At 39.9% G+C, this 14,614-nt stretch carries 12 protein-coding genes; 5 read left to right on the forward strand and 7 right to left on the reverse strand.

The window, feature by feature from the left end; all coding sequences use genetic code 11:
• Nucleotides 1-128: 128 nt before the first annotated feature.
• Nucleotides 129-1,553: a D-alanyl-D-alanine carboxypeptidase/D-alanyl-D-alanine-endopeptidase gene (dacB, locus tag myaer_RS07695; protein WP_046661650.1), complete on the reverse strand. Its 1,425-nt coding sequence runs from the start codon at nt 1,551-1,553 to the stop codon at nt 129-131.
• Nucleotides 1,554-1,727: 174 nt separating this feature from the next.
• On the opposite strand from dacB, the gene gorA reads away from it, so the two are divergent.
• Nucleotides 1,728-3,080, forward strand: coding sequence for a glutathione-disulfide reductase (gene gorA, locus myaer_RS07700; protein WP_046661651.1), 1,353 nt, complete (start codon nt 1,728-1,730; stop codon nt 3,078-3,080).
• 46 nt (nt 3,081-3,126) lie between these two features.
• Here the strand turns inward: gorA and myaer_RS07705 are convergent, their stop codons facing one another.
• Nucleotides 3,127-3,912 carry a slipin family protein gene (locus tag myaer_RS07705; protein WP_046661653.1) on the reverse strand — a complete coding sequence of 262 codons (786 nt, stop codon included), beginning with the start codon at nt 3,910-3,912 and terminating at the stop codon, nt 3,127-3,129.
• 233 nt (nt 3,913-4,145) lie between these two features.
• Here myaer_RS07705 and myaer_RS07710 point away from each other — a divergent pair, with 233 nt between their 5' ends.
• The 4 genes from myaer_RS07710 to myaer_RS21580 all read left to right on the forward strand — a co-directional run bounded on the left by myaer_RS07710 (nt 4,146) and on the right by myaer_RS21580 (nt 6,632).
• Nucleotides 4,146-4,631: an allophycocyanin subunit alpha-B gene (locus tag myaer_RS07710; protein ID WP_002745306.1), complete on the forward strand. Its 486-nt coding sequence runs from the start codon at nt 4,146-4,148 to the stop codon at nt 4,629-4,631.
• A gap of 449 nt (nt 4,632-5,080) precedes the next feature.
• Complete coding sequence (locus tag myaer_RS07715; protein ID WP_046661655.1) at nt 5,081-5,593, forward strand: hypothetical protein; 513 nt, start codon at nt 5,081-5,083, stop codon at nt 5,591-5,593.
• A gap of 24 nt (nt 5,594-5,617) precedes the next feature.
• Complete coding sequence (locus myaer_RS07720) at nt 5,618-6,127, forward strand: tetratricopeptide repeat protein (RefSeq protein ID WP_046661656.1); 510 nt, start codon at nt 5,618-5,620, stop codon at nt 6,125-6,127.
• 331 nt (nt 6,128-6,458) lie between these two features.
• Nucleotides 6,459-6,632: a hypothetical protein gene (locus myaer_RS21580; RefSeq protein ID WP_002804198.1), complete on the forward strand. Its 174-nt coding sequence runs from the start codon at nt 6,459-6,461 to the stop codon at nt 6,630-6,632.
• Between the two features lie 62 nt (nt 6,633-6,694).
• Here myaer_RS21580 and corA read toward each other — a convergent pair whose 3' ends face one another.
• The 5 genes from corA to myaer_RS07745 form a co-directional block, all read right to left on the reverse strand.
• Nucleotides 6,695-7,855, reverse strand: a complete 1,161-nt coding sequence (corA, locus tag myaer_RS07725) for a magnesium/cobalt transporter CorA (protein WP_046661657.1) — start codon at nt 7,853-7,855, stop codon at nt 6,695-6,697.
• A 91-nt stretch (nt 7,856-7,946) separates the two neighbouring features.
• Complete coding sequence (locus myaer_RS07730; RefSeq protein ID WP_046661658.1) at nt 7,947-9,224, reverse strand: recombinase family protein; 1,278 nt, start codon at nt 9,222-9,224, stop codon at nt 7,947-7,949.
• A 137-nt stretch (nt 9,225-9,361) separates the two neighbouring features.
• A complete protein-coding gene (locus myaer_RS07735; RefSeq protein ID WP_046661659.1) occupies nt 9,362-11,680 on the reverse strand; it encodes a dynamin family protein in 2,319 nt (772 codons plus the stop codon).
• Nucleotides 11,681-11,692: 12 nt separating this feature from the next.
• Nucleotides 11,693-12,148, reverse strand: a complete 456-nt coding sequence (locus tag myaer_RS07740; RefSeq protein ID WP_235614822.1) for a hypothetical protein — start codon at nt 12,146-12,148, stop codon at nt 11,693-11,695.
• Nucleotides 12,148-14,577: a dynamin family protein gene (locus myaer_RS07745; protein WP_046661660.1), complete on the reverse strand. Its 2,430-nt coding sequence runs from the start codon at nt 14,575-14,577 to the stop codon at nt 12,148-12,150. Before myaer_RS07745 ends, myaer_RS07740 begins: the two co-directional genes overlap by 1 nt.
• Nucleotides 14,578-14,614 lie beyond the last annotated feature (37 nt).

Genomic DNA, 14,614 nt, shown 5'->3' on the forward strand with positions numbered 1-14,614 from the left:
TCTTCTGTGATTAATTGACTCGATCGAATTAGTTGCGGGTTGGGGGTTGGGGAAGTTGGGGTGTTGGGGAGAACAAAGCTGCCTTTTGCCTTTTGCATGAGCGCCTTTTGCCTTTTGCCTCCTAAAGATTAACAGCGTTTTAACTGTCCTAGGAGCAAAATCACCTCATCGATGCCGTTTCTGAGGGTAGTGGCGGGTTTATCGCTGTTATTGACGGTTATGCTAAAGATTAGGGGTTGATTGTCGGCGGTTTCTAGATAACCAGCGAGAGCGGTAACTCCGGTTAAAGTCCCGGTTTTTGCCTGTAATCGTCCTTCTAGGGGAGTCTGGCGAAATCTATTGGTTAAAGTGCCATCAATGCCGCCAATAGCTAAAGAACGCCGATAATCAGGATTTTCTGCCATTATTTGTAAAATTTGACCTAAAGTATTCGGTTTAATCAGGTTTTGTCGTGATAGCCCCGAACCATCGCCGATTTTATAACTATCGCTGTTAATTCCCAGTTTTGTTAAAGTTTCTTGTAATCCCGAGACACCGCCGAGCATTTGTAGTAGGGTTTCCGCTAGTAAATTATCGCTATTTTTATTGACTTTTTCCACCAAATATGCTAAGGGTTCTGATTCTAAATTGGTGATTTCATCGCCGCGAATTTCTGAGCTAATTTCGGCGGTTTTAACGGTAATTCCCGCTTTTTCAAGGATATTACGCCAGCTATCCAGGAAATATTCCGAGGGTTGGGGAATAGCTAAATTAAAATCATCTTGACTATCAATAGCCAGAGAACCAGTGATAATCAGGCGATTATTGGCTAAATTGCCCTTAATTGCCAGAGTATTCGGGCTTCCTTGCCCTGCGGTGCTGGTTTGATTCTCAATTAGCCATTGTTTAGCGGCAATGGGATCGGACCATTGTAAATCTAAGCTTTGCCCCAATTGTCGCGGTAAAAGCCTTAAAGTGACGGAATTTTCGTTTAAAACCAAGCTAGAAGCACTAACTCCATAGTCAAAAAAGACATCTTCCCATTCCCAGGTTTTTTGACTATCGGAGACGACAAAAGGACTAGCAACGACAATTAAGCGAGAAATTGAGTTAATTCCCCCTGCTTTTAACTTTTCTGCTAATTTTTCTAACTTTTCTGTGGTTATGGTTGCATCTCCCCTCCCGACTAAGGTTAAAGTTTCTAAATCGGGGGGGTTGCCTTGGGCTAAAATGGGGGTTTTCAGACGATAATCGCGGTTAAATTTGCTAAAAGCGGCGGCAGTGGTTAATAATTTCGCAGTAGAAGCGGGAGTAAAAAAGTTATTTTCGTGGAGACTATAGAGATTTTCCTGAGAATTAAGGGATTTTACTAAAATTCCCCAATAAGCGCCTTGATAATCGGGGCGGGCCAAAATGCGATCGATCTCGGTGGCTAAGTCTGCTGGACAGATAAACTGGGAAGGGGGGGAATTGTCTTGACTGATGGGGTTTGCGAGGGTGAGGGGATGGTTTACCCAGAGAAATAGGGAACAAGTCCCCAAGAGAAAAGATAATTTCGATCGGCGTGTTAGCATAGAATTAAATCTTGGCAGTAGTCAAATTGGCTCTAATTTAGCAGCATTAGTGACTATATTGTGCTAGTTACTCGATAGATTCAGTTAGGGATTGATCCGAGATATTCGCTCTCCTTTTTGCCCTGAAAGTTTTTTGATTCCGTCAAATTTCTATTTATTTGCGAGGATATTTTTATGAGTTATGATTTTGATCTATTCGTGATTGGTGGTGGTTCTGGGGGTATTGCCACCGCTAGACGGGCTGCCGAATACGGGGCAAAAGTGGGATTAGCAGAATACGATCGTTTAGGAGGAACCTGTGTTAATCGCGGTTGTATTCCTAAAAAATTAATGGTTTATTCTAGTCGTTTTCCCCAACTATTTAAGGATGCGGAAGGTTACGGTTGGAGTCCGGTAGAGAGTCAGTTAAATTGGCAAAAATTAATTAGCGCGCTTAATCAGGAAACTATCCGTTTAAATGGCATTTATCAAAAGATGCTCGATAATTCTCAAGTGACGCTTTTTCCTAATTATGCCAAGTTTATTGATACCCATACCCTAGAGGTGGGAGATCAGAAAATTACTGCCGATAAAATTTTAATTGCCGTGGGGGGACATCCCGTTAAACCTGATATTCCGGGGATCGAACATACAGTAGTTTCTGATGCCATGTTTCAACTGCCAGAACAACCAAAAAGAATTATAGTTTTAGGGGCGGGATATATTGGGGTAGAATTTGCCGGTATTATGCACGGATTAGGGACGGAAGTGGTGCAGTTAATCCGTAAAGACAAGATTTTAAGAGGGTTTGATGAGGATATCCGCGATGAGATTCAAGGGGAAATGATCCGTCAGGGAATTAAAATTATGCCCGAAACTTTCCCCACTTCGATCGAGAAAACTGAAGAGGGGTTAAAGGTACATATTCAGGGGAAAGAAACCTCAGAAATGCTCTTTGTTGATGCCCTAGGATTAGCGGCTACTGGAAGAATTCCTAAGCTGGAAAAATTGGGCTTAGAGAATGTCAATGTCGAGGTAAAAAAAGGGGCAATTGTCGTCAACGAGTATAGCCAAACCAGTGAAGATAATATCTACGCCGTGGGCGATTGTACCGATAAAATTAATTTAACTCCCGTGGCGATTAATGAGGGGCGAGCTTTTGCCGATACAGTCTTTGGTAATAAACCCCGGTTAATGAGTTATGAAAACGTTCCTTCGGCAGTATTTTCTACTCCTGAAGCGGCGACGGTGGGATTAACGGAATTGCAAGCAAAAAAACAATATGGTGACACGGAGATTAAAGTTTATCGGTCTAAATTCCGCCCCGGTTACAATGTTTTACCAGGCCGAGAGGACAAAACTTTGATGAAATTAGTTGTCCATCAGGAAAGTGGTAAAATCCTTGGGGCGCACATGGTGGGAGATCACGCCGCCGAAATTATTCAAGGAGTAGCCATTGCCGTAAAAATGGGGGCGACAAAAGCCGATTTTGATGCCACTGTCGGCATTCATCCCAGTGCTGCCGAGGAATTTGTCACCATGCGTTAATCAGCAATTTTAGGTGTGTTAAACCAACCTAACACACCAGAGAAAATTAACCTTTTGGGCTATTGACAATTGAGCCATTTTGTGATGTTTTTTCGGTTAATTTTTGAGCGAGATTTAAGATATCAGAGGGGAGCATAATCACGGTACTGGTGTTATTTTCCGCTCCAATTTCCGTTAACATTTGTAGGCGGCGTAATTCCAAGGCGGCGGGGTTTTCCATGATTAATTGGGAAGCTTCCGCTAATTTTAAGGAGGCTTCCTGTTCTGCGGCAGCTTTAATCAAACGGGCCCGTTTTTCTCGCAATGCTTCCGCTTCCTTGGCCATGGCCCGCTGCATACCGGTGGGAATTTCCACATCTTTCATCTCCACCCGTTCGATATCAATGCCCCAGGGTTCGCTAATTTCATCGACAATTTGTTGGACCGCTTGATTGATTTTGTCCCGTTTTTGCAAGACATCATCGAGATGATTTTGACCGACGACATTTCTTAAAGTGGTCATGGCCGCTTGATAAACGGCCGCGGGGTAGGATTCGACTTTATTAATCGCTTTGCTAGGGTCGATAATACGATAGTAGAGAACCGCATTAACCTTAATTGTGACATTATCGGCGGTGACAGTTTCTTGCGGGGCGATATCGACGGTTTTAGTGCGAATATCCAGCTGCATTTTTTGGTCAACTAGGGGAATGATCCAGTACAGTCCGGGACCTTTGGTGTCTTGATAACGCCCTAGGCGAAAGATAACACCACGCTGGTATTCTCGATCGATTTTAAAGCCATTTAACCCCAGAATGCCCGCTATCAACAGCAAGGGTGCTAAAAATTCCATATTAATTACCAGTTATCGGGTTCAAGTTAATCGGTGTGCGGTGACATCTCAATTACAATCTCCTCGCTCCTGACCACTAATACATTCATTCTAGACAGTAACCGGGCTGTCGGGGAAACTCATGACGAAATATTACAGATTTTTAGGAATTGCCTAACCAGCAGCGATGACTCGACTTCCAGACCCCGACCTGAGATAAACTACAGAATGTTATCAGAATTTACCTTGATATTATGAGCGTAGTTAGCCAAGTCATCCTCAAAGCCGACGACGAACTTCGTTATCCTAGTAGTGGTGAACTACAGGGTATCGGGCAATTTTTAAAAACCGGTGAGCAGAGAATTCGCATTGCCGAGACTCTCGCTGAAAATGAGAAAAAAATCGTCGATCAGGCTCAAAAACAACTGTTCAAGAAACGTCCCGATTATAGAGCGCCGGGGGGTAATGCCTACGGTCAGCGTCAATATAATCAATGCTTGCGCGATTATGGTTGGTATCTGCGTCTAGTTACCTATGGGGTATTAGCTGGAGATAAAGGACCGATCGAACAAACTGGTCTGATCGGGGTCAAAGAGATGTATAACTCTCTTAATGTTCCCGTCCCCGGCATGGTGGAGGCGATTCGTTGTCTCAAAGAGGCCGCTTTAGGTCTTTTGACTCAAGAGGATGCTGTGGAAGCAGCCCCCTACTTCGACTTTATCATCCAGTATATGTCCTAAGCGATCGGGACAATCCCAGAGGCCTGAAGTCTGAAAAGGGGCAAATTTCGTCTCTTTCAGGGTTCAGGCTTGACTTTTTTCAGTGTTGCCAAAGGCACGGCGTAGCCGTCCAGTGATCAGTGATCAGTAATCAGTAAACAGTAATCAGGGATAAAGATGAAGATAAATAACTAACTAATTATAGCGTTTCTCACACCTGTGTGGCACAGTTAAACCTTTGCTGATTAAGCTTTTCCACATCGATAATGTACGGCTTGCGAACAGGAAATGCTATAACTTAACACTTACATCTGATCAGGTGATTTCCTCTGAAGAAATTACCAGAGGATCAATTATCTGCTGTCAGAGCTTGGCATTGTTAAACTCTGCCGAAGGTAAATTTGTTCTCGGAAATCACCTAACTTACATCTGATAACTTACATCTGATCACTGATAACTGATAACTGATTATGTTTTGGCGTATTATACTACTTACCTTTCTGATTCCATCGGTCTATGGGGTGTTTGGCTGGTCGATCGCCCATGAGCGTTTATCATGGAGTGATTGGTTACTTGCCCGTGGTGATGAGATGAATTGGACTCTCACTAGCGAATGGCTAGAAATCATCATCTATATCCTAGCGGTAGGGGTTATCCTCTCAATTGCCCTAGGATTAACTCTGTTTAGCGACTTAATGCCGCTATTTTTCCGCAGTTGGTTTAAAAACGATATTAGCGCTGTATTATCAATTCTCGGCTGGTCTTTGGCGGTAGTCTTTATCTTCCACAAGTGGGCGGTATTTAGTCGAGTTTTAATTCTGTTAGCTGCTGCTATACTCGGCCGTCTAGAACTTCAGGAAGCGGGTTACAATAGGTGGCAAGTTTTCCTGATGATCACCATCCTCTGCTTAGGTAGTTTTGGCCTGGGAATTTGGGCTTATCATCTTTGGGGTCAGGAATTTCATCAAGTTACTACTGATTAATCTTATCTCTAATCTTGAAAAAGTATGCCAAAAAAAAATAACGATACCCTCAAACGAGTCTTAATTGTTTCCTCTGGTTTAGTATTTCTGGCTTTAATGGTGGTGCCAACTTTGGGTTTATTGAAAAATAATAATTCTAATTCCCCCCAAGGCAGTCAACCCGGGCAAGAGGCAACGATTCCCCCCGAAAAATTAGCAGAAATGGTTAAAGGTTACGAGAAAATTCTCGAACGTGAACCGGATAACCCCACTGCTTTGCAAGGACTAGCACAAGCTCGCTTACAGTTAAAAGATTTTATCGGAGCCAGAGAACCTTTAGAAAAGTTATATCAAAAATATCCCGACAATCTGGAAGTTATGCTAGTTCTTTATGGAACAAGATTACAAACTCAAGATGTTTCTGGGGCCAAAAATATCCTAGAAAAGTTAGTCAAAAACTATCCCCAAGAACCGAAGTTTAAAGAAGAATTAACTCGCTTAAATCAAGCGATCGCGGCAGCTTCCAAACAGCAACCCCCAGAACCTAAAAAGTAATGAAAAAAGAATTAATTATCGAAGCTGGGCGAAGGGAAAGACAATATCGAGCATTTTTTATCTCTTGACTTGTTGCGATTATCGGCATTTTGGGCATCACTGCGGCCATTCTTCGGTAAATTAGCCCTTTTACCTGGTCATGGCGCTGCCCCCTAGACAACTAGAAAGAAACTTTGCCAATATCATCTAACGCTGACATTAGCTAACTTTGTTAGATAAGAACTTTTTTAAGAATTACGATCAGCCTATAATAATAACTGTAGTCACCCCTATCCTTTAGGGATAATTCTTGGTTTAGGGTTGATGTCCTTCAGCGCAAGCGAGATTGGTTATGAAAATTAGCGAACTAGAAAACTACTTGGCTCAGGTTAAGTTAGAGATTGGTGACATCGATATCGTCTATCAATGTCACAACCAGCACTATAGTTGGTTGGACAAAATTAGAAGCCATCAACTGAAAGTGTTAAAAAATACCGCTGACACTAAATTATTAATTTCTCTGTAATAGCCATTTTCTCTTACTAGATGCCAGCCATGCAATCCAGTCTGTCTAATCTGCTTAACAGTTTATCTTTTCTTCACTGTCGATAGGTTCTTAAACCAGCCGCGTCGCCAAAAGAAAATGATTAAACTGAAAGCAACGGTTAGCATCAACACCCAGACGAATACATAGCCCCAATACCATTCTAATTCGGGCATATTATAGGGGGATTTATCAGTATTAAAGTTCATGCCATAAATACCGACAATGAAGGTGAGCGGGATAAAAATCGTCGAGATTACCGTTAAAGTTTTCATAATCTCGTTCATTTTATTACTCACGGAAGATAGGTAAAAATCCATTAAACCATTGGCAAATTCCCGGTAATTTTCGATAACATCGAGGATTTGTACCACATGGTCATAACAGTCTCTTAGATAGGGTTTAATGGTTATATCGATGACAATGTACTCATCGCGTAGAAGCGCATTGAGGGTGTCCCTTTGCGGCCAAATTGCTCGTCGCAGGGAGAGTAATTCCTGACGTATTTGGTAAATTTTTGATAAAGTCTGTTCCGTGGGACTAGCTAAAATTTCGTTTTCTAACTCCTCGATTCTTTCTCCGTAGGACTCTAAAACAGGAAAATAACCGTCAATAATGGCATCCCAAATCGAGTAGGCTAAATAACCCGATTTTTGCTGCCGGATGGAACCTTTATTTAAACGGATTCTTTCCCTAACTCCCTCTAAAGAATCGTATTGTCCTTCTTCCTGCACGGTTAAAACATAATTCTTCCCGACTATTAAACTGATTTGTTCTAGCAAAAAACCCTGATGATCGATCAGGATGGCCATTGGTACTATAATTAAAATATAATTCTCGCATTCTTCCACTTTTGGTCTTTGGGGAATACTGACTATATCCTCAAGGGTTAAGGGATGTAAATGAAAAATTTCTCCCAACTCTTGCAGTTTATCTTCATTACCCAAACCGACGATATCAACCCAAGAGATGGAATCATCGGATAAATATTTAAGACAGTCTTGAGGTAAGATATTATTGACTCTAGTGGCTTGTTGGGAGTTATAATTGATTAAAAATATCTCGGTAGCAACGGCATTTTCATCGATGGTGATTAACCCCGGCATCGTCCCGGGTTGGTTATAGTGATAATCATAAAGGTGGGGTTTTGTCTGGGAGGATTTTCGCCCTTTTTTATACCGAGTTAATCTTTTGTTATTGCTCATAGTTGAGATCGATCGCTGTTGGTCTTTTTCTTAGCATTGATCACTCAAAAATTCCTCAATTTTTAGCTAACTTTAAGATTGTCCAAGACTGTTAAAAAACGAATATTAAACGTAAATGCCAATTATTAGCCGTTTCCCTCTCGATTTCGATGCGACGGATAAACTCACGAAAATAAAAACGGCGCTCGATTTCCGATAAATCTCGCCAAAATTGCGGAAAAGCAACGGCACGAGCGATAATAGTCAGGTTATCCGGGGGTAATTGGTCTAAACGTCCTTGAATCTGCGCGATCTCGTTTTTCAGTTTATAGGCCCGTAGATTAGCTGTTTCTCGATCTAAAATTCCCGCCGCTTCTAGGGAGGGCAATTGCGACAAAATATCGTTTTTTTGCCCTATTTCCTCGCTCATTCCCCGTTTGATCGTCTCTAAATCAGGTAAAGATATCTGGGCGATCGTCGGCGGTAGGTCTTGACAAATGCGCTCGATTGTGCTGTCGAGAATTTTTTCATAAGCGATCGCCGAACATTTTTTTGTCCGGGGACATTGCAAAGGTCGCAAATAGAGGTATTCTAGGCCCTTTCCTCGCGCTGTCACTTTGGTAATCGTCATCCCCGATTGACATTGACTACAGACGACTAAACCCGCTAAGGAACGCGGGGCGCTGGCACTGCGGGGGGGTAATTTGCGATTATTTCTCAGGATGCGATCGATCTGGGCTGCTTCTTCCCGGGAGATAATCGGGGTGTGGGTATCGGGGATAATATCTTGACCGAGATAGCACAAATCGCCGCGATAAACGGGATTGGTCAGCCATTTATGGGCAGTAGCTACCGATATCTTTTTACCGTAGCGTTTTTCTAGATAGCGCACCGTGGAACGCAGGGAAGCAGAAATCAAAAAGCGATCAAAAAAGTCTTTGACTACCGGCGCGGTACTGCGATCGAGTATATAACGCTCCTTGCCACGACGATAACCGTAGGGTGCTTTTCCGGGGGGAGGTAAAGCTTGCAGACGATTGTGAGCGTGGCCAGCTTTTAAACGATTACTTAGTTCGTTTTTTGATATTTCTTGCAGAATCTTGGCAAAATTCAGCTTATAATCTGGGTCTTCTAGGGCAATTATATCTATGTCGAGGGCTTCTAAGGATTGTAAAATTTTGCTAACTTCTGTGCCATTGTCTCCCAATTCTGCTAGACGACGCAGGATCAGCAGTCGGGGGGGAGTCCCTTGACAATCGCGGAGCAGTTGCTGCCGTTGTGAGCGATCGCCAAAATCCTGATACACTTGTTCGGGAGAATAGGCCCAAATGGAGGCATCGGGGGGACTATCGAGCAGGGGATTGGTATAGGTGTAGGCGATAATTTTCATGTTTTGCCAAAATCCTCCTATAGATAATTATCTATCTAAATTGGATCAAGAGGACGGGGGCATCTCACATTTGCAGAAATACCGAAAATCAGCACCGCCATCGTTGCAATAATAGCGGTGCTTTGCTATAGCTAACGCTACTGAGAGGAACTATTTCTTTTCAAGGCAATTGCTAATTGTCTCAGTCGTTCACTAACTTCTAAATTAAATTCTTGAGATTGCAAATTAGCGGGTAATTCTGCTACAAGCTGAGGATTCTCTTTATACCATTCGTTTTGAGCGACACCTGCCCATGTTCCTTCTTTTTCTCGAAAAATATCCACTAATCCTCTTAATTCTTGAATACAGTAGGACTCAAATCCTGCGGCTTCAAAAATACCATGGCGTAGATATTCTTCAAAAGCGTTAATATCATTAGTTACTTCAAAGGTAACAACCTCTCTGGGTGGGGTTAATTGGTCAGCCAAATCGATCCAATTAACCCCAACTGTATCTACCGTCATTCCGATAACGTTTTTGGCAATTTCTGTTACACCTAATACCTGTTGACGAAGACTAGGGTTAAAGAGTAAATCAGAACCATACTTAACGTATTTTTTTAAGACTCTAAAAGCAGGTTCATCTCCTTGATAATAGTTATCAATTAGTTCCACATCAGCCCCTAATGATTTGACAATTTGGCTGCGGGTATCACTGTTAACAGGACCGCGAATTAATGCTTCAGCAACGGGACGAGCAAACCTTAAAAATAACACTGATAAACTATTTTCTAACCGGGTTAAAAACTCCTGTTCTGAATAACCAATTAATCGTTCTTTTACTTGAGAACTTCCCCATAATAAAGAGGACATATAATCGACTAATTTTAAGGCTTCATCTTTTAATTCTGCCGCTAATTGTCGAGCAAGGGCAGCCAAAAATGTTCTAACATCCCCATACAAGTCATCCCGCCAAGCATAATTAGCTCTTACTTTGTCGAAGTCTGGAAAAGAATTTGCGTCAAAAATAATTTCTTTTTTTCTTAAAGTTTCCTGTCTTAATTTTGCCATTTCACTGGCTAACAGTTGCCCATAGCGTTCTTTAAATTTTTCGATACTACTGGAAGATTCGTTATTAACTTTTTCTAAGGGTTTGTTAATGGCAGATGTTTCATAAAAGTTTTGTAAATCAGCTTTTATCTGTTCCCATTTTCTATGCCACCATTCTGAAAAATCAATTCTTCTTCTTTCTTCTTCCAAGCGTTGTGCTTCTTCAGGATTTTCGGGAAATCTTTGACTGACAAAATGGTGAATATCCTCTGAGGTGCTGACAATTTTATCAATGGAAGCTTCACAGCGTTTCTTGAGAATTGCTACTCGCTCAGTATTAATATAATTAAAGATTTTTTGTTTAATTTCAGGGATTCCTGTAGCTTGAGTTCTTAACATTTCATCATCTATAATTCCAGTCAAAGTTTTTAATTTATCTTGAATATTGCTGGCTTTTCCGATTTCTAATTGAGTATGTTCTTCCGCCAGATTATTTAAGATTAAATAAGCTCCTGCTGAACCAGAAACAATGCGATTAACCGGTAAATTAGCGCGTTTTGACCAATCCTGAGAGGCTTCTGTAATATGAGTTTTAAGGGCTTCTGGGCTACCAAGAGAGTCAATATGACTTAAAAAGACAAATAATTTATCAGCAATGGTGACATTCTTATCACCTTGTTCTGTAAATTTAATAATTTCTAATTCGGCTTCTCGAATACTGCGAAAACGCTGAATCACGATGACTGCATCACAGTCAGATAACATTTGTTGGGCTTCATCAACGTGCTTGGCTAACCCAGAATCTGAACCAGGGACATCATAAAAGACGATTCCTTCTGCTTGAGCGAGTTTATTAGTATAAAGTCGTGCTTCTAGGACCGCATGGGCGTATTTTTCATCAGCAACGTATTTTTTTAGTTGTTCTCGGATGTCTTCTAGTCGAGTAAAAGGAATAACTAAATTACCTTCTCGTCTGACTTGTTTTAGGGTGATTTCGTTTTCTCTAATGGTGTTTAAGTCTTCTTTTGCGCCAACGGTTTCTAATTCTTTGAGAAGATGAATAAATTGTTCTTCGCTGCGGGTTTGCACTTCTAATCTTTGTTCAGATTCGCTTTTAACGGAATAAATTTGCGTGGTGGTAAAGGTACATCTTCCCCCTTTGGCAGGAAGTAAATCACATTCTAACCATGCGTTAATAAAGGTACTTTTTCCCGCCTTTTCTAAGCCAACCACAGCAATACGAAATTCTCTTTTTCTCAGTCTTTCGAGTTGACGGTTAGCAGGTATTGCCTCTTGCAGGAGGATTTCTGTTAATTTAGAGGGAACTTCAGCTTGGGGAAGTTTGGCTAAGTCAACGGCAAAATGTTGGATATTTAAGACATCACTGAGGCGGGTTTCATAGTAAGATGATGCGGATTTCCAATCCATTAAATTAACTCCTTAAATACGGTTAAATTTTCTGAGAATAGAGACATTTTTGAGAAACCCTATTTCTGTAACCTTCCCTGTTGCATTAAGTGGAAGTTCTCGCTTCATTCCATACTGAGTTTCTTTACCAATGATATTACCTCCATTTTTGAGATTAATTCTAACGTAGAATTTTAATCGACTTTCAGGAGAGCGTCCTTCGTCCGGTATAGTCTCTACAGATATTTTTTTATACTCTGGCACACATAAAAATTCTGTAGCACAATCAATTAATCTTACAACTTCATCTCTACTAAGAGAATCCCCTTTCCGCAACTTATAAACTGCTGATGCGGGAACGGCTAGACATAAAGAAGCTGTTGAATTACCTTGCTTTGTAGAACGAGTCTTGTCCTTGTCTATAGTATTAGATTTTATGGAAGATACAAATTCACGAAATTTTTTGCCAATATTCAAAACATCTTTCACTAATTCACATCCTCTTTTTCAAAATTTTCTAACTCAGCAAGGCTTTGTTTTAAAAATTTAGCTCTTTCTTGGATAGGTTTCCATATAATTTGTGTTTCCTCGTAGTTAGTAGTTATTTCCTGTTGAGCTTTTTCTAGGCTGGCTAAATAGCTATTAAAAATGTCATGGGTTTTATGATCTACATTTTTTTTTAAATTATCAATCTGTTCTAATAGCCATTCAAACATTGAACATAACATTTCAGGTTCGCCCTGTTGCTGGAATTGATGAATCCAATTCTGTAAAAGAGTTTCAGTGCTTGGAATTTCTGCAATCATGCTTTCCTTTTTTTTCATCCATAGCCAGTGTTTAAAACTTCTGTAAGTACCAGAACTGATTTCAATATCAGACTCCAAATTAAAGTCAAATTCCAGTTTTCTAGTAAATGTATTAAGTTCAGATTGTGGAAATTTTATAACAAAATTTGGTGCTTTTTCTTCAGCACCCTTTTCTATATGTTTAATATGAAATCTAAATAATTCAGATACAGATTCCTCTATTCTGTTACTCTCCTGAGCAGACACTCTCTTTAATATTTGCGATAAGATGATAGTTAGATGAATTGATAAATTATTTAACTCTTTCTTAATTATTTGAAGATTTAATTTCTCTTTATCCCTTTTTGCTGTGATTAATAAACCATTTCTTGCATCTGAACCTCTATAGCCCAATTGAATCAGGATATCCAAGTTGTTTTTTAGCATATTAACCTGATTAACATTGGCCTTTTTAAAGTTGATATTGTCCAAATCAACTCTGCCATTATCTAAAGATTTAACTACTGCTTCTAAAACGTTTCTAATAACAGTCTTTAGTGCCTCTCTCCACTCAACTAAGGGAACTAATTTCTCTTGAATTTGGTCATAAGGGGGAGTAAATTGAAGTTCATTGATAGCCTCTCTTAAACTAGCTACTAAATTATCGGCTGTTTTGGTATCAATATCTAATTTTTCAAAAACGGCTAGAGGCTTTCTTAATTTGGCATTACTAGCTTGGAGAAAAGAATCAAGATTTTCTTTTGTTTGTGATAACAATTCAGATTCTTGCTGATAATTTTCTTCTGAACTGTTAAGAATTGCCGTGGTCGTTTGTACTGCCCATTGTGCAATACTATTTCCTGCCGCTACATTAAATTTTTCTATAGCTTGGGGAATAACTAATTTAGGAAAATGTTCTGCTATATGCTTGCTTAGTTTGTCTTCAAATTCTTCTGCATAGGATTGTTTGAATAACTCTTTAGCAATTTGTTCTTGTTGAGAGACAGTCCATTTTTTAGGATCATTATCTAATTCTCCTTTTCTAATAGCATTCTTAATTAAGAATTGAAAGTGATCAATAGCTTGTTCATGGGGTCTTAATAGTTGATTAATTCTACTTTGATCGTGTTCTGACCATTTATCTTTTATAGTAGGTAACTCTTCTAAAATATCTTCAACTAATTCTTTATTTTCTTGGATTTGCAAAGCCAATAAAGCTGGCCATGTACTTAGTTTCAGAATTGTCAAATTTTCAATCTCTTCATTGTACTCTCTTAGTTGTTTTGTTAATTCTAATTTAATATTCTTGGTAGTCTTTTCAATAAAACGCTGTTCACTCCTCGGCCATCTTTGATCTTTTCTAAAAACATCAATTTTATTGAGAATAAATAGCATTCGTGCAGGAGAGCCGCCTAAATCTTTAACTTGATCAACAACTTCTGATAACAAATTATCAACTTTGTAAGGATCTGTTTCTTCACTATTATAAGTCACTAAACATAAAGCCTCACGACACTGTTTAATAATAGCTAGATTCCTCTCATCTCCGACATAAGATAATCCGGGTAAATCTAATAACTTAACTCTAACCCCTTTAGGCAATTCTAAGAGACTTTCATCTTTAATCAGTCTGAAAGGATAATAAATATTTGCTTGAGGACAAGCTAAATTAGGTTGTTCTTCTCTAGCATCAATATAACTACTCATTGCATCATATAAAAGGTCATAAATTTCCTCATCGCTAATATTTTTCCATTCACCACATTTCCACAAGGCTCCAGGTGTTTTTTCAATAATTAAACCTTTTTCTTGGTTATATTCAATCGTAACTGCTCCTGCACTCATCTCACTGACGGCGGTTGGTACAATATCAGCACCACAGAGGAAATTAACTAAGGTACTCTTACCACTGCTCGTCGTGCCAGTCGTCGCTAAAATCAGGGTAGGATGGCGCAATTCATTGATTAACACTTCTAAAGCTTTCTCTAGGTTACTAGAAAGTTCCTGGATTTCACCATGATAGGATTCAGGCAAATGCTGAATAATCTCCGTTTTGAAGTCACCCCAATAACCCGCTAGAAGGTTAGCTTTATTTTCCACTGCTTGGAAAACTTCGTAAGATTTTTGACCCATAATACTCTATCGCTGACAGAATAAGCCACAACTTCAT

The organism is Microcystis aeruginosa NIES-2549 (genome assembly GCF_000981785.2).
Classification (GTDB): Bacteria; Cyanobacteriota; Cyanobacteriia; order Cyanobacteriales; family Microcystaceae; genus Microcystis; species Microcystis aeruginosa_C.

What these genes read in the sequence shown, in the direction of transcription:
- myaer_RS07735 (WP_046661659.1), bottom strand. Translation starts at nt 11,680, where the DNA reads ATGGATTGGAAATCCGCATCATCTTACTATGAAACCCGCCTCAGTGAT.
- dacB (WP_046661650.1), bottom strand. Translation starts at nt 1,553, where the DNA reads ATGCTAACACGCCGATCGAAATTATCTTTTCTCTTGGGGACTTGTTCC.
- myaer_RS07730 (WP_046661658.1), bottom strand. Translation starts at nt 9,224, where the DNA reads ATGAAAATTATCGCCTACACCTATACCAATCCCCTGCTCGATAGTCCC.
- myaer_RS07710 (WP_002745306.1), top strand. Translation starts at nt 4,146, where the DNA reads ATGAGCGTAGTTAGCCAAGTCATCCTCAAAGCCGACGACGAACTTCGT.
- corA (WP_046661657.1), bottom strand. Translation starts at nt 7,855, where the DNA reads ATGAGCAATAACAAAAGATTAACTCGGTATAAAAAAGGGCGAAAATCC.
- myaer_RS07715 (WP_046661655.1), top strand. Translation starts at nt 5,081, where the DNA reads ATGTTTTGGCGTATTATACTACTTACCTTTCTGATTCCATCGGTCTAT.
- myaer_RS07745 (WP_046661660.1), bottom strand. Translation starts at nt 14,577, where the DNA reads ATGGGTCAAAAATCTTACGAAGTTTTCCAAGCAGTGGAAAATAAAGCT.
- gorA (WP_046661651.1), top strand. Translation starts at nt 1,728, where the DNA reads ATGAGTTATGATTTTGATCTATTCGTGATTGGTGGTGGTTCTGGGGGT.
- myaer_RS21580 (WP_002804198.1), top strand. Translation starts at nt 6,459, where the DNA reads ATGAAAATTAGCGAACTAGAAAACTACTTGGCTCAGGTTAAGTTAGAG.
- myaer_RS07720 (WP_046661656.1), top strand. Translation starts at nt 5,618, where the DNA reads ATGCCAAAAAAAAATAACGATACCCTCAAACGAGTCTTAATTGTTTCC.
- myaer_RS07705 (WP_046661653.1), bottom strand. Translation starts at nt 3,912, where the DNA reads ATGGAATTTTTAGCACCCTTGCTGTTGATAGCGGGCATTCTGGGGTTA.